The sequence below is a fragment of the Tessaracoccus antarcticus genome (genome assembly GCF_003688855.1).
GTDB lineage: Bacteria > Actinomycetota > Actinomycetes > Propionibacteriales > Propionibacteriaceae > Arachnia > Arachnia antarctica.
Genome location: NZ_REFW01000001.1, coordinates 743,765 through 766,600 on the forward strand (window position 1 = coordinate 743,765; position 22,836 = coordinate 766,600).

Here is a 22,836-nt window from a genome sequence, read left to right on the forward strand (position 1 = left end):
GGGGCCGATTAGCACTGGAGGACCGCGAACGGGTCAGCGGGCGAGCATCAAGATCTTCTCTACGTCGATGGCGCTGTCGATGGCATCCGCCGTGGTGTTGATCATGTCCTCACGGCGCTGAGCGAAGCCGGGGGCTCCGGGGCTGGGCTGCCAGTCGCGTCCTGCCTGCGCTGCCACCCGGCGCAGCCAGGTGCGGCGGAAGTCGTCGCTCTCCAGCGAGCCGTGCCACATGGTGCCCCACGTGGTGCCCAGTTGCAGCCCTGAGAGGAAGTCCTGTGCGCCCAGCGCGCGTGCGTCCGTAGCCTCCGACCATCGGCCGTGGTGGATCTCGTACCCCTCGACGGCGTGCCCCTGCCAGGTGCCGCGCCGACGCCGCAGCGTCTTGTCGGGATGGAAGTCGACGCGCGCGGGCAGCAGCCCCAGTCCCGGACGGCTCTCCTCGGACTCGACGCCGTCCTCAATGTGGCGGGTGAGCATCTGGAAACCACCACAGATACCGAGGATCGGCAGCCCCGCCCGGGCCCGGGCCTGGAGAGCTGCCGCGATGCCGCTGCGGTGCAACCAGTCAAGGTCGTTGAGGGTGGATCGCGAGCCCGGGAGGACCACCAGGTCCGCTGCCGCCACGTCGGCCACAGATGTGGTGACCACCACCCGCACACCCGGTTCCTGCGCCAGCGCATCGACGTCCGTGGCATTGGAGATCCGCGGCAGACGCACCACGGCCACGCTCAGGTGGGGGCTCTCCCCGGAGCGTCCGGCGCTGCGGGTCAGGGTGCCCAGCGACAGCGAATCCTCACCATCGAGCCACACCCCCTCCAGCCACGGCAGGACACCGAGGTTGGCCAGCCCCGTGCGTCGTGTGATCTCCACCAGTCCCGGGTCGAGGATGGATTGGTCCCCGCGGAACTTGTTGATGACGTAGCCGCTCAGGAGGGCCCGGTCCTCCTTCTCCAGCAGCGCCCAGGTGCCGAAGATCGAGGCCAGGACCCCGCCGCGGTCGATGTCACCGACCAGCGCCACCGGCAGGTTGAACCGGCGGGCCAGGCCCATGTTGGTGTAGTCACCGGTGCGCAGGTTGATCTCGGCGGGGGAGCCTGCGCCCTCGCAGATCACCAGATCGTGGGCGCTGGAGAGTTCCTCGTAGGCCGCCCAGGCGGCGTCGGCGAGCTGGCGACGCCCGGTGGTGTACTCCCCGGCCTCCAGGGTTCCGGCAGGCTGACCGCGCAGGACGATGAAGGAGCGGCGGTCGCTGCCCGGCTTGAGCAGCACGGGGTTCATCACCGAGGTTGGTTCCAGTCCTGCGGCGATGGCCTGGAGGTACTGTGCGCGGCCGATTTCGGACCCATCGGAGCAGACCATGGAGTTGTTGCTCATGTTCTGGGCCTTGAACGGGGCCACGTCGATGCCCCGGCGGCGGGCCACCCGGCACAGACCGGTGACGAACAGTGACTTGCCGGCATCCGAGCTCGTACCGGCGATCAGCAGGCCTGTCACGGACGATCCCTTCCCGTTCCGAGGCGGGCGGTGGCCAGCAACCCCAGCACGGCGACGGCGGTCGCGGAGGCAGTCACCGCCCCCACCAGTGCGGCTGCCCGGCGCAGCTCTGGGCTGCGTGGCCGGGGACCCTCGCCCAGCAGCGGGCGGGTCTCGGTGCGCCGTGCATACACGTTGCGACCCCCGAGCTGCACTCCCAGGGCGCCGGCCCATGCTGCTTCGCACCAGCCGCCATTGGGGGAGGGATGGCGACGGGCGTCGCGTCGCATGATGCGCCACGACTCGCGGGTGCTGCCTCCCACGTACGGTGCAAGGAGGCACGCGGCGAGCCCCGTGATGCGGGCGGGGGCCAGGGCGGCGAGGTCGTCCATGCGCGCGGATGCGGTGCCGAAGTGTGCGAAACGTTGCGTGCGATGCCCCACCATGGCGTCAAGCGTGTTGATGCCGCGGTGCAGCACCAGCCCGGGAATACCACCCAGTGCCCCCCACCAGAGGGACGCGACCACGGCGTCGGCGGTGTTCTCGGCCATCGACTCCACAGCGGCCCGGGCCAGTTCCTCATGATCGAGACCGGAGGGGTCCCGGCCGCACAGGTTGCCGAGGCGGGCGCGTGCGCCGTCGAGGTCATCGAGGTCGAGTCGCTCGGCCATGAGCGTGCCTTCGCGCGACAGGCTGTGTGCGCCCACCACGGCCCAGGTGCACAGCGCCGTGACGGCGGCGTGCGTGAGGGGGTGGCGTCTGCTGTTCAGTTCCAGGGCTATCGAGGCGCCAGCAAGGGGAGCCAGGACGGCGGCGAGGTAGAGGGTGCCGCGGACAGTGTCGTCGGCATGCATCCGCTGCTCCAGCCAGTGGGCCCACGAGCCGAACCATGCCACCGGATGGTGGTGCTCCGGGTCGCCGAGGAGGGCGTCGGCCATCAGGCCAGCGGCGAGTCCGCACGCGCGACTGGTCAGCATGATGGGCAGGCTAGCAGTGGGTGCTGGTGGGCCCGGGGGCAGGGCCCGGGTGAGCGCCTCACGGTTCCCCTTCGGCCGGTCGGCGCAGTCGCGACCCCCATGGGTCTCGTATGTTACAACAACCATGACCCCGCCACTTTCGTCGAAAAGTGTGGAGGTAACGTGCTCTGGCTACGATTGATGGGTCCGCTGAATTGTCGCTGCGTGACGCCAGCGGTCATCTCCAGGGTCTTTGAGAAGACAAATGTTTGACAAATGTCCGGGTGCTTGCGAACATTGCACAGCACCACCGATCACGGAAGCTCGGTGGAGCGGTACTCGTGGGACATCGCTCCATGGGATCCAACGCACGAATCACTGACAGCAAGGAGGCTGAGGATGACGCAACCTGGTGCCACTGCCGGCACGGTGGCCGGGGTCGGCGAGGTCCTGCTCGAGGGGCGCGGCATCAGCAAGTTCTTCCCGGGGGTGCGGGCGCTGCACAACGTTGACTTCACTCTGCGTGCCGGCGAGGTCCACGCTCTCGTGGGCGAGAACGGTGCTGGTAAGTCCACACTCATGAAAATCCTTTCGGGCATCTACCAGCCCGACGAGGGTGAGCTCCTCCTCCGCGGTGAAAAGCTCGTCCTGCCAACGCCCCTTTCGGCCCACCACGCCGGGATCAGCGTGATCCACCAGGAGTTCTTCCTGATGAACCACCTGACCGTCGCCCAGAACATCTTCATAGGCCGGGAGCCCAAGCGTTTTGGTGGCCTCATCAACGACGACGCCGCACTGAACCGCAAGGCCGCTGAACTGCTGGACCGGCTCGGGGTGAAGATTGACCCGAAGGTCCGTGTCGCCCAGCTCACCGTCGCGGCACAGCAGCTCCTGGAGATCGCCAAGGCGCTGTCGTTCAACTCGTCCATCCTCGTCATGGACGAGCCCACCGCGGCCCTCACCGACTCCGAGGTGGACACCCTCTTCCGGATCGTCGATGACTTCGTCACCCCCCAGACCGCGGTGGTCTACATCTCCCACCGCATGGAGGAGATTCGCAGGCTGGCCACCCAGGTCACCGTCCTGCGCGACGGCGAACTCGTCGCGACCCGACCCGGCGACGAGGTCACCATCCCCGAGATCATCCACATGATGGTGGGTCGCGACATCGTCTCCAACGTCCGCCCGGAACCCCGGGCCGAGACCGAGCCGATCCTCGAGGTGAAGAACCTCTCGACTCCCTCCCTTCTCACCAATGTGAACTTCACGCTGGAGAAGGGGGAGATCCTCGGCTTCGCCGGCCTCATGGGGGCCGGGCGCACGGAGACGGCCCGCGCGCTGATCGGTGCGGACCCCCGATCCTCGGGTGTCATCCGTTACAAGGGCGCCGAGGTCCACATCAACCATCCCAAGGACGCCGTGCAGCTCGGGATCGGCTACCTCTCCGAGGATCGCAAGAAGTACGGACTCATCCTCGGGCAGGACGTCACGGCCAACACGGTGCTGGCCTCCATCGGCTCCTACACCAAACTGGGGATACTGCAGGACAAGGCGATGCGGGAAGCCGCCGGGAAATGGGCCAGGGCCCTGTCCACCAAGACGCCATCGGTGCGGCAGAAAATCCGCAACCTCTCCGGTGGGAACCAGCAGAAAGTGGTCCTTGCCAAGTGGCTGGAGCGCGACTGCGACATCCTCATCTTCGATGAGCCCACCCGCGGTATCGACGTCGGTGCCAAGCAGGAGATCTACGACCTCCTCGACGAGCTCACCGACCAGGGCAAGTCCATCATCATGATCTCCTCCGAGATGGAGGAGATCCTGCGCATGTCGGACCGTATTGCCGTGATGTGCAACGGGCAGATCACCGGCTTCCTCTCCAATGCGGAGGCAACCCAGGAAAAGATCATGGAACTGGCCACCCAGTTCCACGAGACCGAGAACACGAGCGAGGCCGACAATGACGACGACCACTGAGACCGCGACGATCACCGGCAAGCGCGCCCGCTTCGGCGCCATCCCGGATCGCTACAAGGCCTTCATCCAGCAGGGCATGGTGGTGCTGGTCCTCATCATGCTGGTCGTGTTCTTCTCCGTGATGAACTCGAACTTCGCCAACTGGGGCAATATCTCCTCCCTGCTGCTCGCCTCCGTGGTGACGGGCATCCAGGCCCTGGGCCTGTCGTTCGTCATCGCCACCGGCGGGATCGACCTGACGCCCGGGTTCGGAATGGCGGCCACCTCGGTCTTCGCTGCCCTGCTCATCGCGCAGACGGGTGGCCTCGGACTCCCCATCTGGATCGGGATCCTCGGAGCCCTGTTCGCGGGCGCACTACTCGGCGCCATCAACGGTTTCCTCGTGTCCTACGTGCGAATGCAGCCCATGATCGCGACGCTGGCCATGATGATGGTCGCCTGGGGCACCGCGCTGGTGCTGGCCGATGGCAAGACCATCTCATTGCGCAGCGTCGAGGGCTATGACCAGATCGCCATCGGGCAACTCATCCCCGGGGTCCCGAACGCCGTGCTGATCCTCATCGCGTTGGCCATCGTCGCCGGTGTCCTCATGAACAAGACCGCCGTGGGCCGCTACTCGCTGGCCATCGGCTCCAACGAGGAGGCCACCCGCATCTCCGGCGTCAACACGCGCCGTTGGAAGATGCTCGCCTACGTCATCGGCGGTACCTTCACCGGCATCTCCGGCATCCTGATGTCGTCGCGACTCTCGGCCGCGCAGCCCACCCTGGGCCAGGGCTACGAGATGTATGCCATCGCCGCCGCCGTCATCGGCGGGACGTCGCTCCGCGGCGGCCGCGCCTCCATCTTCGGTGCGGTCATCGGCGCCGTCACCATCCAGACCATCTTCAACGGCCTGACCGTCATGGGCGTCCAGGACCAGTGGCAGAAGGTCGTCCTGGGAGCAGTCGTCCTCCTGGCCGTCTTCGTCGACATCGTGCGACGCGGCGGCAAGGAGGAGTGAGCCAGGCTCACCACCGCACAAACCCCCCATCGTCACCCACCGCAGAACCCCCCACACCAAGGAGACAACACCGTGAAGAAGATGATCGCCGCAGCACTGGGCGCCGCCCTGGCCGTCAGCGGCCTCGCAGCCTGCAGCCCCGAGGACGTCACCTCCGACGGCGAGAGCCCCAGCACGGGGGGCGGCGGTCGCGTCACCCTCGTTGCGAAGGCCAACGCGTCCGAGTACTGGAGCAAGGTCAAGGAAGGGGCCATGGCGGCCGGCAAGGAGCTGGGCGTCGAGGTGGTCTTCAACGGCCCCGACACAGAGTCCGAGGGTGACAAGCAGCTCAACCAGCTGGAGTCCGCCATCAACGACAAGCCCATCGGCATCGGCTTCGCCCCGCAGGACGGCGCACAGGACGGCGCCCCGCGCCTGCTGGAGAATGCCAAGGCTGCCGAGATCCCCGTCATCATCTTCGACACCCCGCTCGGCGGTTCCGACGTGCCGCTGACCACCATCGCCTCCGACAACGCGGGCATGGGTGCGGAGGCCGCGGAGAAGCTGGCCGAGGCCGCCGGCGGCAAGGGCAAGGTGGCCATCATCGCCCACGGCGAGGTGGGTACTGCCGGTGAGCGTCGCGACGGTTTCCGCGACTGGCTCACGGAGAATGCCCCAGACATGGAGGTGGTCGACGTCCAGAACGGCGAGTCCGACCCGGCCAAGTCCCGTGACAAGGCCCAGGGCATCCTGCAGGCGCACCCCGACCTGGTGGGCTTCTTCGGCACCGACGACGACTCCGTCATCGCCATCGCCGACGAAGTGGCCGCCAAGTCCATGAAGACCACCGTCATCGGCATCGACGCCTCGCCCGACGTTCTGACGCTCCTGGAGGAGTCGAAGATCTTCGGCGTCGTCGTCCAGAACCCGTTTGGGATGGGCTACAAGACCGTGGAGATGCTCGTCGACGCCTCGAAGGGCACCATGCCGGCGGAAACCAACATTGTCTCCGAGTCCGTGTGGGTCACACCCGAGAACATGAACGACGCGGACGTCCAGGAAATTCTCTGACGCTCACGTGAACGACGGTGATCCCGTCGCTCAACACGAACGCTCCCCGTGGTGGCGGCTGGTTGATCCAGTGGCCACCACGGGGAGCGTTCGTGTGTGTTCCGCCCGCCGCGGGATCGGAAACTCAGAGGATCTCGGAGATCCTGACGGGGCGGTGCTCGTCGCGGGACTTGTTGCAGGCCAGCGCAATCTTCAGGGCCTCGACGGCGTCCCCGGCGGTGCAGGCGCTGGGCAGACCCACCATGGTGTTGCGCAGGAAGTGGTCCAGCTCCCGCTCGTAGCAGGGCAGGAACCGGGCGATGAAGTCGTCCCAGGGCGCCTCCGGCGGGAACTCGACGCCGTCCTCCACGGACCGGAACGGCACCCTGTTGTCCAGCCCGACGTTGGCGGAGCCCTGCGTCCCCATGAGGTCGAGGCGTACCTCGTATCCCTGCCCGTTGTAGCGGGAGGAGTGCACGCTGCCGACGGTGCCGTCGTCGCAGGTGAGGATGGCCACGGAGTCGGAGAAGTCGTTGTTCTCCGCGAAGGCCTTCGAGCCGCGTGCGGATCCGGTGGCATACACCTCCACCACTTCACGCCCCGTGACCCAGCGCAGGATGTCGAAGTCGTGGACGTTGCAGTCCAGGAAGACGCCGCCGGAGCCGGGGATGAACCGGTCGGCGGGGGGCTGGGGGTCGCAGGTGAGGGCGTGGAATCGGCGCAGTTCCCCGAGCTCGCCGGCCTCGAGGAGTTGCCGTGCACGGGTGTAGCCCGCGTCGAATCGTCGCTGGAAGCCAATGTGGTGGGGCAGCCGTGCCTCCTCCAGTGCCCGCTGGGCGGCCAGTGCCTGCTCGAGGTCCAGTGCGATGGGCTTCTCGCAGTAGGTGGGCAGGCCGATCGTGGCGGCGGTGATGAGAAGGTCCGCATGCGTGTCGGTGCCGGTGGCGATGACGAGACCATCCAGGGAAAGGGGATTGTCGGGGTCCAGCACCACCTCGACGAGCGCACTTTCGCAGCCCAGTTCCGCGGCGGTCTGGGCGGCCCGCTGCGGGTCCACGTCGGCGAGCACGAGGCGCTCGACCAGGGGGTGGGCGGCGAGGATACGGGCATGCATGATCCCGATGCGGCCGATGCCCAGCAGGGCCAGGGAGTGGGGTTGTACGGAGTCGTTCATCGTTGCCTCTCTGCAAGTCTTGAGCTCCTGTGAACGCTACTGAGGGCCATTTGTACTGTCAAGGATGACGGGGTGTTGGCACCATCCTCGCGTGTCCCACCACTTGCCAGTACGCGGTTCTCGGGCTAATGTATGAACAAACATTGGTCTGTGTGGCTGCGCCATGACGGCGCCGGCCTCTGCGATGTGCGCAATGCGTGACCGAGAACGCCTGCAAGAACCGCGACTGAAAGGCTGGACAGCATGACGACCACCATCACCCACTGGATCGACGGAGCCCCCTACGAGGGCACCCCCACGCACAGGATCGACGTGGAGAACCCGGCGACCGGCCAGGTCGAGGGCGAACTGCTCGCGGCCAGCAAGGCTGATGTCGAGCATGCCGTGGAGGTGGCCCGCCGGGCGCAGAAGGGCTGGGCGAAGACGTCGCTGGCCAAGAGGACCGCCATCATGTTCAGGATGCGCGAGCTCGTGCTGGCACACTCCGACGAGATCGCCAAGGCGATCGTCGCCGAACACGGCAAGGACTACAACGACGCCCTCGGTGAGATCCAGCGCGGCCGCGAGACCCTGGACTTCGCCTGCGGCATCAACGCCGCACTCAAGGGTGAGTACTCCTTCGACGTCTCCAGTGGCGTCGACATCCACTCCATCCGCCAGCCCGTGGGTGTGGTGGCCGGCGTCTGCCCGTTCAACTTCCCCGTCATGGTGCCCATGTGGATGCATCCGGTGGCCGTTGCCACCGGCAACGCCTTCATCCTGAAGCCCGCCACACCGACGCCCACGGCGTCGCTGATCATCGCGCGGCTCTACAAGGAGGCAGGCCTCCCCGACGGCGTGTTCAACGTGGTGGCCGGTGATGTCGACGTGGTCACCGCCCTCATCGAGCACCCCGGCGTCGACGCCATCTCCTTCGTCGGATCCACCCCCGTGGCCCGCATCGTGCAGCAGAAGGGCATCGCCCACGGCAAGCGTGTCCAGGCCCTCGGTGGCGCCAACAACCACGCCATTGTGATGCCGGACTGCGACCTGGCGTTCGCCGCCCAGCACATCTCCGCTGCCGCGTTCGGTGCAGCGGGGGAGCGCTGCATGGCGCTGCCCGTGGTGGTGGCAGTGGGTGGGGTCGGCCCGAAGCTGGCCGAGCTCGTCAAGGAGCACGCCGTGAACATCAGGGTGGGCAACGGGCTCGACGAGGGTGTCCAGATGGGCCCAGTCATCTCGAGCGCCGCCAAGGAGCGCATCGTCGGCCTCATCGATGATGCCGAGCAGCGCGGCGCCTCCGTGGTCATGGACGGCCGCGGTCTCACCGTCGACGGCCATGCCGGTGGTTTCTGGCTCGGCCCCACCATCCTCGACGACGTCGCCCTCGACGCCCCCGTCTACACCCAGGAGGTGTTCGGACCGGTCCTGACCATCGTGCACGCCGACACCTACGCCGAGGCCATCGAGATCGTGAATGCCTCCGAATTCGGCAACGGCGCCGCGATCTTCACCAACGACGGCGGCATGGCCCGCGCCTTCCAGCTCGACGTGGAAGCCGGCATGGTGGGCATCAACGTTCCCATCCCGACGCCCGTGGCCTACTACTCCTTCGGTGGCTGGAAGGGCTCGCTCATGGGCGACACCCACATCCACGGCCCCGAGGGCGTGAAGTTCTACACCCGGTTGAAGGCCATCACGTCACGCTGGCCCTCCGAATCCGGCGCTCACGCCGCGACGATGTCGTTCAAGCGCGAGGAGTGAGGGGCACTTCTGCGCAAGCTGAACGGCGAGCTCGGACTGAGCTCGCCGTTCACGCGTGCCGCCAGCGCTGAGATGCTCTTCACGCAGAGCTGCCTTGGACCACACGGCTGGCATCAATGCACGCCCTTGGCCCTGACGCGGAGATCCGGGACTGGACGACCAAGGGCCCGGACAGCCTTGCAGCAACGGGCGTGAGCATCGCGTCCATGACGGGCTGCATCCGGGGTCAACTCATCGATCGCGACGGCGCCAGAGGGTTGCTCCGCACCGTTGCGCAGTTGCTGGCGGCGGCTCGAGGCGTTCAACCTTTGACCTTGGTACGGCATCTCGGTGCCGATGCTGCCCACCGGCCAGATCGGTGACCCAGTCGGGCGGTGCGGTCTTCGCCCGCCTGCGGTGATGAGCTGGGCCGCCGGACGTGAACGCGGGGGAAGTGCGGACAGGCGTGTCGGATAGGGTTTCGCCCATGGCGCTCCTTGACCTGCAACGATCTTCCACCCCGACACCGGACTCGGAGCGCGAGGCCGCGCTCGCCGACCCCGGATTCGGAAGGTTCTACACCGACCACATGGCCGTCGTGAACTTCACCGAGGGTCGTGGCTGGGAGAACCCGCGGATCGTGCCCACGGCCAACTTCACCCTCCACCCCGCCGCGGCCGTGCTGCACTACGGGCAGGAGATTTTCGAGGGCCTCAAGGCGTACCGCCACGACGATGACTCCGTCTGGCTGTTCAGGCCCGAGCGCAATGCCAGACGCTTCGTGGGCTCCGCGCAGCGACTGCAGATGGCGCCGCTGCCCGAGGAACTGTTCCTGGCCTCCGTCATGGAGCTGGTGGATCTGGAACGCGTGTGGGTCCCCGAGAACAGCAACGAGCAGAGCCTCTACATCCGACCGTTCCAGATCGCCGACGAGCCCTACCTGGGGGTGCGCGAGGCCAAGCAGTACCTGTACTCCGTCCTGGCGACGCCGGCCGGCGCGTACTACCCGGACCCGGTGAAGCTCTGGATCACTCCGAACTACACGCGTGCCGCAGCGGGCGGCACCGGCACTGCCAAGTGCGGTGGCAACTACGCCGCCAGCCTGGCAGCCGCCGTCGAGGCGCAGCAGCACGGGTGCGGTCAGGTGCTCTACACCGACGGCGCCGAGCACAAGTGGTTGGAGGAGTGCGGAACCATGAACTTCATGATGATCACCGCCGACGACGAACTGCTGACCCCGGCGCTGGGCACCATCCTGGAGGGCGTCACCCGCGACTCCATCCTCACGCTCGCCCCCGAGCACGGGCTCACCCCTGTGCAGCGCCCGATCTCGGTTGACGAGCTGCGCGAGGGTCTGGCCAGCGGCCACATCACCGAGGCTTTCGCCTGTGGCACCGCCGCGGTCATCACGCCCATCGTCGGCTTCAACTCGCCCGAGCACGGCGAGGAGGCTGTCGGCGACGGCACCCCCGGCGCCCGCACCCAGCAGCTCCGCCAGCACCTGCTGGACATCCAGTACGGCCGCGCGGCCGACAGGCATGGCTGGTTGCGGCGCGTCGGCTGAGCCACGCCCGTCCGACACGGTGGTGGGCAGGCCCACTCAGGCGGTGGGTGGTGGTGTCCCTCAGGACGCCTCGCCGGCCTTGACGTGCTCGTCGAAGAAGGCCAGCACCCTGTGCCACGAGTCGGCGGCTGCTTCCGGGTCGTGACTGCGGCCCTGGTCGTTGAAGAACGAGTGCTTGGCCTGCGGGTAGACCTTGATGTCGCGCGGCGTCCCCACGGCGAGCAGCTCGACGTCGACCTTGTGGGCGGCCTTCGTGGTGAAGTCCTTTCCGGGCCAGGAACCGACCACCGGGCACATGCGACGGATGGCCTCCTCGGAGCGGGGCGCCACACCGTAGAACGGTGCCACCGCGTTGAGCCGGTCATCCGTGCACGCCCAGGTCATGATGATCGTGCCGCCCAGGCAGAACCCCACGGCGCCGATACGCTCCGCATCCACCTCCGGCAGCGCGCCCAGCTGCGTGAGGGCCGCTTTCAGTTCGGGCACGCCCTTGTGGTCGAGGTTGCCGGCAAGGGCCCCCGCCATCATGCGTGCCATGCAAACGGCCCGGTTCCGACCCTCGAACAGGTCGACGCCCAGCGCCGCGTACCCCTGGTCGGCGAACCGGCGGCAGATGTCACGGATGTTGTCGTTGAGGCCGAACGCCTCGTGGACCACCACCACGCCGGGAAACGGGCCGGTGCCCTCCGGCATCGCCAGATACGAACTCCCCACAGTTTCCAGCCTCATCGCCCCAGACTACGTTTCCGGGGGCTGCGACGTGGCTTTGGTGATGTGACAGATATGAACAGTCAGGGGGGAGCGGGGAGGGCGATCAGTTCGTGGCCAGAACGTCTTTCATGACCTCGGGGCCCCACGTGATCTGCTGGACCTGCGGGAACGCCGTGAACATCACGGCGTTGCCGTGGCCCACGAGCACCGAGCCGCCCGGAATCTCCCCGTACACCTCGTAGCCGGCCTCGGCTGCGCTGGCCATCACCATTTCCGTGACGGCCGTGGGGTCCTCATCGGCCATCATGATGGAGTTGGGTTCGGCTTTGGTGACCAGCGTGTCCTCCGGGATGCGCAGCCCTGTGGGGATCACGATCTCCATCTGGTTGGCGGTGATGGTCTCCTCCGACGTGGTTCCCTCGAACTGCTGGCTGGTTTCCTCCACGCCGGGGCTGGTCTCCGGCTCCATGGGCGCCGAGGGGTCGGTGGGCTGCACGCTGGCCGTGTTCGGCGTCGCAGCGAGTTCCTGGCTGTTCTCGCCCGTGCAGGCGGACAGTGTGACGACCAGGGCGGCGCCGGCGATCCAAGGGGTGATGCGATTCAGGGCTTTCGACATGACCCCATCGTATGCGGGGAACGCCGAAGGCTACGTTGGGGGACGTGAGGCGAGCGATCATCGGGACCCTGGGATACGTCCGGCGGGGCGACGACGTACTGCTGGTGCACCGGCAGCGCGACGGCGACGACCACCAGGGCAAGTACAACGGGCTCGGCGGGAAGCTGGAGCCCGGCGAGGACGCCGTCGCCTGCATGAAGCGGGAACTGATGGAGGAGGCAGGCATTGCCGCCACGTCGCTGACGTTGCGCGGCACCATCGCCTGGCCCGGTTTCGGGTCCGACGGCTCCGATTGGTTCGGGCTGGTCTTCATCATCGACGGCTTCGACGGCGAACCCCCCGCCCGCAATGATGACGGCCCCCTGCAATGGGTTCCCATCAGCGAACTGGGGAGTTTGCCGATGTGGGAGGGCGACCGTCACTTCCTTCCGTGGGTCTTCGACGACGATCCCCGGCAGTTCCATGCCGTCCTGCCGTACAAGGACGGTCGGCTCGTCGCCGACGGCGTTGCCTCCACCCGGCTCTGACCCCGCTGAGGGATGAATCCGGGTCCCTCGAACCCTTGCCCCTTGTCGGTGCACCCCTTGGCCACCACACTGGAGAGCAACGACACAGTGAAGAAGGGACCACCCATGACTGAATACAACATCAACGAGAGCACCATCAACGAGAACCCGGAGGACAAGCAGGCCTCCGACCAGGCCGCGGCGGAGGCGCACGAGCCAGCCGAGGGTCTCGAGAGCACCAAGGATGACGACAGGATCACCCCGGAGAAGGTGGGGGATGCGGCCATCAAGTTCGCCACGGAGACGGCGTACGCGGCAGCTGGATTCGCCGGACTCGTGGGGGAGAAGGCCAAGGCGTTCTACGACGAGCAGAGGAAGCAGTACGTTGACGCACATCCGGAGGAGGACGGCGCTAAGGCCAACTCGTTCCTGGACCAACTCTCTGACCAGCTGAGCCGTTTCGCCGAGGACCTGTCGCGCGGTTACCGCGATCTGGCGGAAAAGGGCCGCGAGGTGGTGAACCGCAGCACGTCACCCAAGCAGGACGGGACCACCGAGTCGGCCGTGAACGACGGTGAGACCTCCATCCCCGCGGAGGCAGCCACCTTCTCCAGTGACCTGTCCGAGGACGTCACCGAGAAGGAGCCCGAGACCGACCAGGTTCTGGGCGATGCGGGGAAGCACGACGGCATTCTCTGAGGCCATCCTCATCGACGTCACGCGCCGGGCCCCGACGGGTCCGGCGCGTGCTGCGTCTCAGCGGCCCCGGATGTCACGTCGGCGGTAGCCGGCGAGGCCCAACCCGAGCAGTGCGAGGCCGATGATGGACTCCACGACGATGGCACTCCAGGTGAGGTCGTCCGTGGGGAGCTTGGGGAGGTGACCCCAGGGCTGCAGTCGCAAAAGCCAGTCCGGGAACTGCAGCAACGCACCGACCCACGAGGCGAAGATCGACCAGCCGATGACGGCCCACACGATGGAGAACGCGCGCGGCGCCCAGCCGATGAGCAGCATGGCGAGCCCCACCACGACCACGGTCCCCGGCAGCAGGGCTGCTGCTGCGGCGGCTCCCGTGCCCAGGGCCTCCCAGGTCCCGCTGCTGGATGCGGTCACGGCGAGCAGGGCGCCGGTCATCAGCGAGAGCAGGACGGCCAAACCGCCGCCGATGGCCAGGTGGCTCCCCGCCAACGCGGTGCGAGGGGTGGCAGTGGCGAGCATGACCTCCGCATGGCCTGCCGTCTCCTCGCTGTTCAGCCGTCCAAGCATCGAGACACCCATCAGGCCGATGAAGGTGACCAGGATCCCCAGCATGGCGATGTAGAAGGCGTCGACGATTCCTTCTGCCCCGCCGCCCATCCTGCGCAGCATCTCCGAATAGGCGCTGTTGCTCGCGATGAGCCCCGTGACCTGGTGAGCGAGCGGCCCGATGCCGGCGGCGGCGATGACCATGCCCGCGCTCCATCCGATCACGCCGCCACGATGCAGCCGCCAGGCCAGTCCCCAGACGTTCGACAGGTACGGCGCCGCCTCCGCGCGGCCGGGAGAACTGGCCCGGATACCGGAGCCGTGGTCGCGTCGGGACTCGAGCACCAACGCCAGAGCCAGCAGCAGCGCGGTCAGTGCGACGGGCAGCAGCAGTACCCAGAACCGTTCGTCGGCGTAGGGCCGCACGAGGGCCGGCCAGGAGAGGGGATTGGCCCACTGCAGGGCGTCCAGCAGCCGGTTGGTCACCCCGGCCTGCTGGGAACCGTCAACAATTGCCCGCAGGAGGTACAGACCGCCCAGTGCAATGCCGAGCGTCCAGTAGCGGGCTGTGCGGGCGCTCGTGAACAGCTGCGCCATGACCGCGCCAACGCCGGTGAAGGTCGCACCGCACAACGCGATGGCCAGTCCTGAGGCGAGGGCCCCCGCCCACGGCGTTGTCAGTGCTGCCATCGAGGCCGTCACCGCAACGCCCAGGACCAGGTTCCAGACCAGGGCCAGAGCGACGGCGGCTGCGAGCGGCACGTGCCGGCCCACCGCGCCGGACCGGATCAGCTCGATCCGGCCCTCCTCCTCCTCGGCCCGGGTGGCGCGGATGATGCCGAGCCCACTCATCATGGCGGCGGCGATGGCGGTGAAGGCGCCCACGCGCCAGAAGGCGAAACCCCCCGCCAGCGTCAGGTCGAAGGGTGGGCCGAGGATCGCGCGCATGGTGGGGTCGCCGGCCAGGCCCTCGAGCATCAGCTCGCCCGCACTCCCGGCGGGAACGAGCGTGGCGTACTGGGAGAGGGTCGCGGGCATCAGCATGGCCAGCACCACCACCCAGATCAGCCAGAAAACCCAGTTGCGCCGGAACAGCAACCGCAGCACCGTGGTGAATCCGGTCATGTCACACCGCCGCCTCGTAGTGCCGCACGAACAACTCGTCGAGAGTGGGGGGCGTGGAGGTCAGGGTCTCAATCCCGGCAGCGCTGAGGGCTGACATGAGAGCCCCCATCTGCTGGGCATCCACCTGCATGCTCACACGCGTGCCGTCGATGACGGCGTCATGGACCCCGGGGATGGAGTCGATGTCGATGTGGGTGTGGCGCAGCGTGGCCGTCACGTGCATGCGTTGCAGGTGACGCAGTTCCTCCAACGAACCGGACTCCACGACTTTGCCGCTCTTGATGATGGTGACGTGGTCGCACAGCGCCTCCACCTCCGACAGGATGTGGGAGCTGAGCAGGACGCTTCGGCCCTCCGTCTGCTCGGCGCGGATGATGTCGGCGAACACCCGCTCCATGAGTGGGTCAAGCCCTGAGGTGGGCTCGTCCAGCAGCAGTAGTTCCACGTCGCTCGCCAGGGCCGCGATGAGCGCCACCTTCTGGCGGTTGCCCTTGGAGTAGCTTCGACCCTTCTTGCGGGGGTCCAGGTCGAAGCGTGCGATGAGGTCCTCCCGCCTGGCCTTGTCGAGGCCGCCGCGGGCGCGCCCCAGCAGGTCGATGGCCTCGCCACCCGACAGGTTGGGCCACAGACTCACGTCGCCCGGGACGTACGCGAGTCGACGGTGGAGGCTCGGTGCGTCCTGCCAGGGGTCGCCGCCCAGAAGCCGGGCCGTGCCGGAGTCCGCGCGCAGGAGGCCCAGCAGGACACGAAGGGTGGTGGACTTCCCGGCGCCGTTGGGGCCGAGGAAGCCGTGGATCTGACCGGTGGGAACGCTCAGGTCCAGCTCGTCGAGCGCCACGGTGTGCCCGAACGTCTTGGTCAGACCGGTGATCTCGATGGCGTTGCTCATGATGGGTCCTCCTGCGGTGTGTCGCGGGGCGCTTCGGGGTCTGTGGTGCTTCCGGGCGGCGGGTACGCGTCGCCCAGGGCGTTGATCACCGTTGTCATGAAGCGGTCGTCGGTGAACATTCCGTACGTGAACAGTTCGACGCTGGCGAGCGCGTAACGTGTGTACACGACGGGGTCGAGGAGCTTCTGCCCGCCGAGTCGCCGGGCCACCTGCCCTCCCAGGATGCTGGCGCCGCAGGACAGCGCGGTCAGCGTTGTCACCCAGGCCACACGATCCGCGGGTTCCCGGATGGTGCCCGCCCGGGTGCCCTCGGTGATGATGTCGTCGGTCATGTCGCAGACCCTGTCGAACAGCCTGTCGGCACCCTCGCCTCCCTCTGACAGGCCGGCCACGATGTAGTCCATGAACGGGCTGAGCTCCGCCAGTTGGGACGTCATCTCCCCCACGGCGGCGCTGTCGCCCTGCACGGTGGCGGTCTTGTCGCGTCCCAGCCGCTCCAGCAGCCACTCGTCGCACGCGGTCCGCAGGCCGTGCTTGCTGCCGAAGTGATGCAGGACCAGGCCCGCGGAGACACCGGCCGCGTCGGCGACCATGCGCACGGTGGTCGCGCGGATGCCGTGTTCGGCGAACAGCCCGAACGCAGCGGTCCGGATGCGGGCGGCCGTGCTCAGATCCTCGGGCGTTGAACTCATGTTCAATATACTGAACGCTTGTTCAATCCATGTCAAGGTGTCATCGCGGTGGCGAGCGCAGCGATGACCGCGTGGACCAGCGCCACCGAGATCGTGTTGAGCGTGAACGTCCACGCGGACAGGGACGAACGCCATTCCTGGCCCCTCATACCCCGCATCCGCCGGTACGCGACCACTGCCGCCGCCGCCGCCGCACCCACAGAGGTGCTGGCGGCCATGCCAAACGAGTTGAGGCCTGCCCATGCACCGTGGGGAACACCAGAGCGATGATCAGCTCGAGGACGGCGCCCGAGGCACCGGCGGCGAGGGCGCCGTACAGTGCGTCGGACTCCATGCGCACCGAGTGACGTGGTTGCTCCGGATCCTGCTGTTGCATGGGCTCACACTCAGTGGGTCACCCGTCGCGGGCGGCGGTGAACGCAGAATCCCGATGGATGTCAGGAGGGTGGGGACCCCGTCGACAGTATTCCCCTCCAGGCGAGCGCCTCCTGGTGGTCGGGCTGCGGCAGGCCCGGGACCATCCGGAAGGAGGGGGTTCCGTCGGGGTGGGGCTCGGTGCGCAGGAAGCGCGACCGGTGGTGCTGGTCGGCCCGCAGGTGTTCGGCGAGCTCGTACAGGTGGGTGACGAGGACGACGGTGATGTCGCTGTCGAGCATGGCCGAGATGACGTGGCGGCCGATCTCGGAGCCCTCCCTCTCATTGGTGGAGGCGAACGACTCGTTGCACAGCAGGAGCGTGTCCGATGTTGCGTGGTCAACGAGGTGACTCATCCGCTGCAGTTCCTCATCGAGCTTCCCGCCGCGCAGGGAGGTGTCCTCCCCGCGCGTGAAGTGTGTGAGGACCCCGGCGGCCACGCTTGCGCGGAACGACCGGGCGCACACGAACATGCCTGCCCCCATCATCAGCTGGGCCATCCCGATGGCGCGCAGGAGGCTGGACTTGCCGCCCTGGTTGGCGCCCGTGATGACCACGAGGGCGGCACCGTCGGCCTCCAGGTCGTTGCCCACCACGCAGGACCCAGAGGCGAGTGCCAGAGCGACGTCGCGCAGGTCGTGCGCTGCCAGGTGGTGGCCGCCGGGGGCCACGGCTTCCGGCATGCAGAGGGGGTGGCCGCCGCTGGTGAGACGCGAGTGCAGGTTGAGGCACCCCACGAGGAAGGACAGCTCGAGCCGCAGCATCGTGAAGAAGTCCTTGACTCCTCCCACTGCTTGGGCGGCTGCAGCGGCGACGTCGCCCAGCGCTCTGGCGCGGAGGGCGGAGAGCGCCCGCTGACCGGGGGCGTCCGCCGGTGAGACGTCGAAGGCATGCGCGGGGGTCCGGGAGCCCAGACCGAAGCGCTGCCGCCACGATGATCCGGGCGTGCGGTGAATGACCCAGTCGCAGCTGGCGTCGCCGCGCCCGAGCCGTGCGCTCGCCAGGATCCCGCCGTCGAACCTCAGCTCGCGGAGCTGCAGCCGGAGCAGTTCCAGGTACCCGTCGTCAAGGTCGGAGGCGATCATGGCGAAGAACCGGCGGAACCCTTCGGAGTGGAAACGCTGGGCTTCGGCATCGGCGACGGCCCGCAATTCCTCCAGTACGCCCACCTCCAGTTCCAACACCTTGACCGACCACGCGAGGAGGGACTCGGGATCCTCGGTGGGCCGGAAGATGGTACCGGGGTTGCGCTCGTGCTCGATGGCCCGGACGGCCAGCGCGTGAAGGTCCCTGACCGCGCCCGGATTCCTGAGGGCATCAGCCACCACGGCCTGCCGGTAGTCGATGGCCTCCGGGGCCGTCAACCCTGAGAGCAGCGCCCGCCGCGCAGTTTCGTGGATGAACGGGTCGCCCTCGGCCATGGCACTGCAGAGGGCCTCGAGTCCCAGGTCCTCCGTGAGCAGTTCGTGCACGGCCCGCCCCTGCGATGGCGGGGAGGGGGTGTCGCTGGTTGCCTTCGCGAGCGCGAACGGATTGCCTGAGAGCATGGCGTCGAAGGTGGCATCCCGCAGGGCGGGGGCGACGACGAAGTCCCGGTCCACGTGCATGAGGAACGCCTTCATGGACGCATCCGTGCGAGGAGGCTTTCCCGGGTGAGCCCGTACTTTTGCGCGATGGCCCAGGCGTGGGCCCGGCCGTCGGCGGGGGCGCGGTCCAGGATGAATGTTCGCGTGGCCGGGTCCTGGGGCACCACACGGGGGACCATGCTGACACTCCGGTCATCCAGCGCGGCCAACTCGTCCATGAACGTGACGTACACGCCAACGCAGCCGCGTTCCAGGAGCGTCTCCATCACCTCGGTGGCGACTGTCACAGCGTCGCGGAGGTTCGTGGAGCTGAAGCTCTCGTTCAGGATCACCACGCTGTCGCGCGTGGCTTCCCGAAGGATGGTGTGGACCCGCTGGAGCTCGTCGAGGAACCGGCCCGTCAGCGTCGGGGCGCCCTCCTCCTGCTCGAAGTGGGTGAAGACGACGTCCGGCAGGGTCAGCCGTGCCGAGCGGCCCGGCACAGGGACTCCGAGGCCCACGAGGTGGAAGAGTTGGCCCACCATGCGTGCGAACGTGGTCTTGCCCCCGTTGTTCGGACCCGTGACCACCACGATCTGCTCAGGACCCGACAACCGGAAGCTGTTGCAGACCACCGCTGCACCTGTGGGGACGGTGGCCAGGGCCAGTGCCAGGTCGAAGCCGTCCTCGACGGAGATTTCCGAGGTGTTCTCGGTCACCTGTGGGAGGCAGAACGTCAGGCCGGCGTGCTGCAGCGGACGGATCAGGCCCAGCCACGACAGGTAGAACGGGAGCTCGTGGTGCAGGCGCGTGATGAGGGGGTCCATGCGGCCGTCCGGCCCGGCCAGAAAGGCGTCCCGGGCCGCGAAGAGCTCGGGGTGGAGTACCGCGACGCCGTCGAGTATCCGTGACTCCACGGCGTCGACTCGAAGCGAGTCGGATGACACCCCGGGGGTCGCCCCCGGGGTGTCGTGCCGGAACCGGGCGAAGATCGAGCGCACCTCGGCCCCGTGGTCACCCTGCCCGTCGTAGCGGCTCACGATCACGCGGGAGCCCTGAATGCGCACCGTGTAGCGCACGGCCGATCCTGCGTTCTGCAGGGTGGCGAGTGTCGCGGCGGAAGCGATGAACGTGGGGGAATGCACCAGGTCCTCCAGCGCTGCGCGCAGTGAACGGAGCGCGGTGGAGCCCAGGTGGAGTGCCTGCAGGTCACTGGCCAGCGTCCGCGCCGCGTCGGCGTAGGTCGCGAGGAGTTCCAGGGACAGTGATTGCTGCTGGAGGCGGTGGCGGGCACGCTGCACCTGCTCCAGGACCTGGTGGCGTGCGTCCATGGCGTCCGAGAACTTCTTGATGGCAGCGAGCACGTCAGCGTGGGCGAGGTCCGTGAACACCTCATGCCGGTAGGCCACTGCGGTGGCGTCCCGCAGCGGTGTGGTGAAGTGCCGCGTGAGCGCGTCGGAGTGTGCCACTCCGGCGAGGGCGGCCAGGATGTCGTCGAGGCGAAGGTCGGCGAAGTGTCCCACAGGGGAGATCGCGCCCGTCGGCTCATCCGTGGGGTCCCGGAACAGGATGCTGTGGAATCGGGGACTCGCAGGAGCCGATGCCTCAACGGCGTGCGGACCAACGGACACCATGCTGGTCACCACTTCCTTTTCGTCCCGGTGGAGAGCTCGCCCCGTTCCCGGCCAATCGCCCTCGACGCTAGCACCGCACGCCGTGCGGCGATGCGTGGGGCCGCTGTGCCGACGGAAAAGGACATGCGCCCCCGAGAGGGCGCATGTCCTTGTTCAGGATGTCCGGCGGAGTCTCACTCCTGCGATGCAGGCGTCGCTGTTCCGGGCTCGGGTGCGTCCTGGTCCTGCCACACGACGATGGACCAGGCGTCGACGTGGGCGCCGTTCTCCACGATCTCCCCCTCGCCCTCCGGCCAGTAGTTGTGGGAAGGCTCGGCCCAGCTGTGGGTGTCTATCAGTCGACGCCACACCCTGCCGCGCTCGGACATCGGCACACGGAAATCCACGGGGGCATCCGACATGTTGATCATGAGCCAGAAGTTGTCGCCCTCGCTGTTGATGTAGATCGACAGCGAACGGTCGCCCTGCGCCGGGTGAGCGGTCAGCGACGGTGAATGGTAGAGGTACGACACATCCTTGTTGTCGGCGACGAGGTCCCCGTACTGGCGCGTCTGCAGAGACTCATGGGCGAGTCGCAGGTTGGCGATGAATGTGGCGAACCGGAACAGCCCGTTGACGTCGCTGTCGGTGTCGAAGCTGCCGAAGTTGTCGTGGTAGAAGGCATCCACCCCGTCCGCGACCGGGACAGCCTGCGGATTGTTGGTGGGCACCATGTCGTAGTTGTTGCGCATGGCCACGCTGTTCAGCGCCCACGGGTTGTTGTTGCCGTTCTGGGTGCGACCGAACTCGTCGCCGGCCACCACCATCGGGACGCCTCGGGAGAAGAACAGCGTCACCCAGAAGTTGCGGGCGCGCTGGCGTCGCAGGACCTGATCGCCGCGAGAATCCCAGGAGTGGTTGTCGTCGCTGCCACCGTCGGAGGGGCCGAAGGGGTAGTCCTGCCCGTTGTTCTTCTCCTGGTAGCTGACGAGGTCGGCAATGTTGAAACCATCGTGGGCGTCCACGAAGTTGATGGTGCACTGGGGGCCGCCCTGGTCGGCGAAGTGGCGGTGGTCCCCGTTGATCATGTCGAGGAAGGCGCCGGTGTTGCCGTCGCCCTTGAGGAAGCCACGGACGGTGTCGCGGTAGCGGCCGTTCCATTCCGCCCAGCCCGCGGGGAAGTTCCCCACCTCATAGCCCCACATGTCCCAGGCCTCGGCGATGACCTCAATGTGTTCGTGTTCAGCGAAGGCGGCGATGTCCACCAGCAGTGGGTGGTCCGGGAAGAAGCGCTTCTGGGCGTCCCAGTCGTCCGGGTCGGCCTCGGCGGGCTTGCGGCCCAGGACTGTGGCCAGGTCGAAGCGGAATCCGTCGACGCCCATCACCCGTGTCCAGTACGTGAGGGAGTCCATGACGAGGTTCCTGGCCGCCGTGGAGGAGTAGTTCATCTGGTTGGAGGTGCCGGTGGCGCCGTCGACCATTTCGTGTTCGCCGGTCATGGCGTAGTACTCGGCAGTCCCGAAGCCGCCGAGGTTGGTGAATCCAGTGGTGGCGACGTCAGCGTTCCAGTTCCCGCCCTCCGCCGTGTGGTTGTAGACCACGTCGAGATAGATCTCCAGGCCCACCTCGTGGAAGGCGTTGACCATCTCCTTGAACTCGCGGGTGGGGCCGCCGAGTGTCTTGTCGCTGGAGTACTGCCGGTTCGGGGCGAAGAACGACAGCGTCATGTACCCCCACGCGTTCGTAAATCCTTCTTCGTCGGACTCGGACGCGTTCGTCTCGTGGACGGGGAGCAGCTCCAGGGCTGTGAACCCGAGTGCCTTCAGGTAGGGCGCCATCATGCCGACACCCCTGTACGTACCCACGAACTCCTCGGGGATGTTTGCCACATCCTCGAATCCGGGTTCCTTGGACAACAGATCGCCGAGGCGCATCACCGACGGGTGGCCGCAGAGTTGCTTCACCTGCGCCTCGTAGATCGTCGACTTCTCACTGGGGATGCGGGGCTTCGGGAGCAGGGGTGTGGTGTCGGAGATGATCACGCCCTTGGGGACGTATGGCGCCGAGTCCACCTCCCGGCGGAGCTGGCCGTGGTAGTCGTCCTCACCGGTGCCGAAGACGCCGTTGTCGGCGCCGAGGTCACGGATGCAGTCGGAGTACATGTTGTGGGAGATCTCGGGGGCGTACGGGTCGAACAACGCCTTGTTGGGGTTGAACCGGTTGCCGAACTCGTCCCGGTCGGAGATGTATCCCGCGCCGGAACCCGGCGTCCAGGACGTGTCGTGGGGCCAGTTGGCGCCCCACGCCCGGTAGGCGTACATGGTACCGAGCAGGACGCCGGAGATCTTGGCGCGCCAGACGCCGTCGGCGCCTTTGGCGGGCAGGAAGGTGGCGCCCGGTTCGGCGCCCACAGCCTCGTCGAACAACTCGAGTTGGATGCGGGTGGCGGCTGGTGCGTGGACGGCGAAAGTGACGCCGTCGGATCCAACGTGCGCGCCCAGAGGCCAGTCAGCGTCGGACCAGGTGTCCTGTGCGGCCGGCTCCATCAAGGTGAAAGTCATAGGA

The 22,836-nt window shown here is 67.5% G+C and carries 19 protein-coding genes; 7 read left to right on the top strand and 12 right to left on the bottom strand.

Translation table 11 applies throughout. The features are described from left to right. Positions 1 to 33 precede the first annotated feature (33 nt). On the bottom strand, positions 34 to 1,494 hold the full coding sequence (locus tag EAX62_RS03145; RefSeq protein ID WP_121900189.1) for a cobyric acid synthase: 1,461 nt from the start codon (positions 1,492 to 1,494) through the stop codon (positions 34 to 36). Next, a complete protein-coding gene (locus tag EAX62_RS03150; protein WP_199711086.1) occupies positions 1,491 to 2,450 on the bottom strand; it encodes a cobalamin biosynthesis protein in 960 nt (319 codons plus the stop codon). The genes EAX62_RS03145 and EAX62_RS03150 overlap by 4 nt, the downstream gene beginning before the upstream one ends. Positions 2,451 to 2,828: 378 nt before the next feature. Here EAX62_RS03150 and EAX62_RS03155 point away from each other — a divergent pair, with 378 nt between their 5' ends. From EAX62_RS03155 to EAX62_RS03165, 3 genes are all read left to right on the top strand, one after another. Continuing rightward, positions 2,829 to 4,403, top strand: coding sequence for a sugar ABC transporter ATP-binding protein (locus tag EAX62_RS03155; protein ID WP_121900191.1), 1,575 nt, complete (start codon positions 2,829 to 2,831; stop codon positions 4,401 to 4,403). Further along, the gene (locus EAX62_RS03160; protein WP_121900192.1) at positions 4,387 to 5,406 is read left to right on the top strand and encodes an ABC transporter permease; all 1,020 of its coding nucleotides are present in this window, start codon (positions 4,387 to 4,389) and stop codon (positions 5,404 to 5,406) included. Before EAX62_RS03155 ends, EAX62_RS03160 begins: the two co-directional genes overlap by 17 nt. An 81-nt stretch (positions 5,407 to 5,487) precedes the next feature. Next, a complete protein-coding gene (locus EAX62_RS03165) occupies positions 5,488 to 6,456 on the top strand; it encodes a substrate-binding domain-containing protein (protein WP_233557845.1) in 969 nt (322 codons plus the stop codon). 124 nt (positions 6,457 to 6,580) lie between these two features. Here EAX62_RS03165 and EAX62_RS03170 read toward each other — a convergent pair whose 3' ends face one another. After that, complete coding sequence (locus EAX62_RS03170) at positions 6,581 to 7,609, bottom strand: Gfo/Idh/MocA family protein (RefSeq protein WP_121900194.1); 1,029 nt, start codon at positions 7,607 to 7,609, stop codon at positions 6,581 to 6,583. A 243-nt stretch (positions 7,610 to 7,852) separates the two neighbouring features. Between EAX62_RS03170 and EAX62_RS03175 the strand changes: the two genes are divergently transcribed. Together EAX62_RS03175 and EAX62_RS03180 are read left to right on the top strand one after the other, a co-directional pair. After that, complete coding sequence (locus tag EAX62_RS03175; RefSeq protein WP_121900195.1) at positions 7,853 to 9,352, top strand: CoA-acylating methylmalonate-semialdehyde dehydrogenase; 1,500 nt, start codon at positions 7,853 to 7,855, stop codon at positions 9,350 to 9,352. A gap of 466 nt (positions 9,353 to 9,818) precedes the next feature. After that, positions 9,819 to 10,895 (top strand): branched-chain amino acid aminotransferase, encoded by a 1,077-nt coding sequence (locus EAX62_RS03180; RefSeq protein ID WP_121900196.1) that lies wholly within the window; start codon positions 9,819 to 9,821, stop codon positions 10,893 to 10,895. Between the two features lie 60 nt (positions 10,896 to 10,955). Here the strand turns inward: EAX62_RS03180 and EAX62_RS03185 are convergent, their stop codons facing one another. Next, positions 10,956 to 11,624: a dienelactone hydrolase family protein gene (locus EAX62_RS03185; protein WP_121900197.1), complete on the bottom strand. Its 669-nt coding sequence runs from the start codon at positions 11,622 to 11,624 to the stop codon at positions 10,956 to 10,958. Between the two features lie 85 nt (positions 11,625 to 11,709). Next, complete coding sequence (locus EAX62_RS03190; protein ID WP_121900198.1) at positions 11,710 to 12,222, bottom strand: hypothetical protein; 513 nt, start codon at positions 12,220 to 12,222, stop codon at positions 11,710 to 11,712. Between the two features lie 11 nt (positions 12,223 to 12,233). Between EAX62_RS03190 and EAX62_RS03195 the strand changes: the two genes are divergently transcribed. Together EAX62_RS03195 and EAX62_RS03200 are read left to right on the top strand one after the other, a co-directional pair. Then, positions 12,234 to 12,749, top strand: coding sequence for an NUDIX hydrolase (locus EAX62_RS03195; RefSeq protein ID WP_121900199.1), 516 nt, complete (start codon positions 12,234 to 12,236; stop codon positions 12,747 to 12,749). Between the two features lie 105 nt (positions 12,750 to 12,854). Then, positions 12,855 to 13,427 (top strand): hypothetical protein, encoded by a 573-nt coding sequence (locus tag EAX62_RS03200; RefSeq protein ID WP_147453989.1) that lies wholly within the window; start codon positions 12,855 to 12,857, stop codon positions 13,425 to 13,427. Positions 13,428 to 13,484: 57 nt separating this feature from the next. Here the strand turns inward: EAX62_RS03200 and EAX62_RS03205 are convergent, their stop codons facing one another. The 7 genes from EAX62_RS03205 to EAX62_RS03230 all read right to left on the bottom strand — a co-directional run bounded on the left by EAX62_RS03205 (position 13,485) and on the right by EAX62_RS03230 (position 22,832). After that, positions 13,485 to 15,098: an ABC transporter permease gene (locus EAX62_RS03205; protein ID WP_121900201.1), complete on the bottom strand. Its 1,614-nt coding sequence runs from the start codon at positions 15,096 to 15,098 to the stop codon at positions 13,485 to 13,487. A 1-nt stretch (position 15,099) separates the two neighbouring features. After that, positions 15,100 to 15,987, bottom strand: coding sequence for an ABC transporter ATP-binding protein (locus tag EAX62_RS03210; protein WP_121900202.1), 888 nt, complete (start codon positions 15,985 to 15,987; stop codon positions 15,100 to 15,102). Continuing rightward, positions 15,984 to 16,679 (bottom strand): TetR/AcrR family transcriptional regulator, encoded by a 696-nt coding sequence (locus tag EAX62_RS17290; RefSeq protein ID WP_147453990.1) that lies wholly within the window; start codon positions 16,677 to 16,679, stop codon positions 15,984 to 15,986. Before EAX62_RS17290 ends, EAX62_RS03210 begins: the two co-directional genes overlap by 4 nt. Positions 16,680 to 16,711: 32 nt before the next feature. Next, entirely contained in the window at positions 16,712 to 16,897 is a 186-nt protein-coding gene (locus tag EAX62_RS16525) for a hypothetical protein (protein ID WP_147453991.1), read from the bottom strand. Positions 16,898 to 17,116: 219 nt separating this feature from the next. Then, a complete protein-coding gene (locus EAX62_RS03220) occupies positions 17,117 to 18,715 on the bottom strand; it encodes a MutS-related protein (RefSeq protein ID WP_121900204.1) in 1,599 nt (532 codons plus the stop codon). Beyond that, on the bottom strand, positions 18,712 to 20,292 hold the full coding sequence (locus tag EAX62_RS03225) for a MutS-related protein (RefSeq protein WP_233557847.1): 1,581 nt from the start codon (positions 20,290 to 20,292) through the stop codon (positions 18,712 to 18,714). Before EAX62_RS03225 ends, EAX62_RS03220 begins: the two co-directional genes overlap by 4 nt. Before the next feature lie 173 nt (positions 20,293 to 20,465). After that, the gene (locus tag EAX62_RS03230; RefSeq protein ID WP_121900206.1) at positions 20,466 to 22,832 is read right to left on the bottom strand and encodes an alpha-amylase family glycosyl hydrolase; all 2,367 of its coding nucleotides are present in this window, start codon (positions 22,830 to 22,832) and stop codon (positions 20,466 to 20,468) included. Between the last annotated feature and the right edge of the window lie 4 nt (positions 22,833 to 22,836).

Coding starts and splice junctions, on each gene's coding strand:
- EAX62_RS03150 (WP_199711086.1), bottom strand. CDS start 2,450: ATGCTGACCAGTCGCGCGTGCGGACTCGCCGCTGGCCTGATGGCCGAC.
- EAX62_RS03155 (WP_121900191.1), top strand. CDS start 2,829: ATGACGCAACCTGGTGCCACTGCCGGCACGGTGGCCGGGGTCGGCGAG.
- EAX62_RS03160 (WP_121900192.1), top strand. CDS start 4,387: ATGACGACGACCACTGAGACCGCGACGATCACCGGCAAGCGCGCCCGC.
- EAX62_RS03165 (WP_233557845.1), top strand. CDS start 5,488: ATGATCGCCGCAGCACTGGGCGCCGCCCTGGCCGTCAGCGGCCTCGCA.
- EAX62_RS03170 (WP_121900194.1), bottom strand. CDS start 7,609: ATGAACGACTCCGTACAACCCCACTCCCTGGCCCTGCTGGGCATCGGC.
- EAX62_RS03175 (WP_121900195.1), top strand. CDS start 7,853: ATGACGACCACCATCACCCACTGGATCGACGGAGCCCCCTACGAGGGC.
- EAX62_RS03180 (WP_121900196.1), top strand. CDS start 9,819: ATGGCGCTCCTTGACCTGCAACGATCTTCCACCCCGACACCGGACTCG.
- EAX62_RS03185 (WP_121900197.1), bottom strand. CDS start 11,624: ATGAGGCTGGAAACTGTGGGGAGTTCGTATCTGGCGATGCCGGAGGGC.
- EAX62_RS03190 (WP_121900198.1), bottom strand. CDS start 12,222: ATGTCGAAAGCCCTGAATCGCATCACCCCTTGGATCGCCGGCGCCGCC.
- EAX62_RS03195 (WP_121900199.1), top strand. CDS start 12,234: ATGCGGGGAACGCCGAAGGCTACGTTGGGGGACGTGAGGCGAGCGATC.
- EAX62_RS03200 (WP_147453989.1), top strand. CDS start 12,855: ATGACTGAATACAACATCAACGAGAGCACCATCAACGAGAACCCGGAG.
- EAX62_RS03205 (WP_121900201.1), bottom strand. CDS start 15,098: ATGACCGGATTCACCACGGTGCTGCGGTTGCTGTTCCGGCGCAACTGG.
- EAX62_RS03210 (WP_121900202.1), bottom strand. CDS start 15,987: ATGAGCAACGCCATCGAGATCACCGGTCTGACCAAGACGTTCGGGCAC.
- EAX62_RS17290 (WP_147453990.1), bottom strand. CDS start 16,679: ATGAGTTCAACGCCCGAGGATCTGAGCACGGCCGCCCGCATCCGGACC.
- EAX62_RS16525 (WP_147453991.1), bottom strand. CDS start 16,897: ATGGCCGCCAGCACCTCTGTGGGTGCGGCGGCGGCGGCGGCAGTGGTC.
- EAX62_RS03220 (WP_121900204.1), bottom strand. CDS start 18,715: ATGAAGGCGTTCCTCATGCACGTGGACCGGGACTTCGTCGTCGCCCCC.
- EAX62_RS03225 (WP_233557847.1), bottom strand. CDS start 20,292: ATGGTGTCCGTTGGTCCGCACGCCGTTGAGGCATCGGCTCCTGCGAGT.
- EAX62_RS03230 (WP_121900206.1), bottom strand. CDS start 22,832: ATGACTTTCACCTTGATGGAGCCGGCCGCACAGGACACCTGGTCCGAC.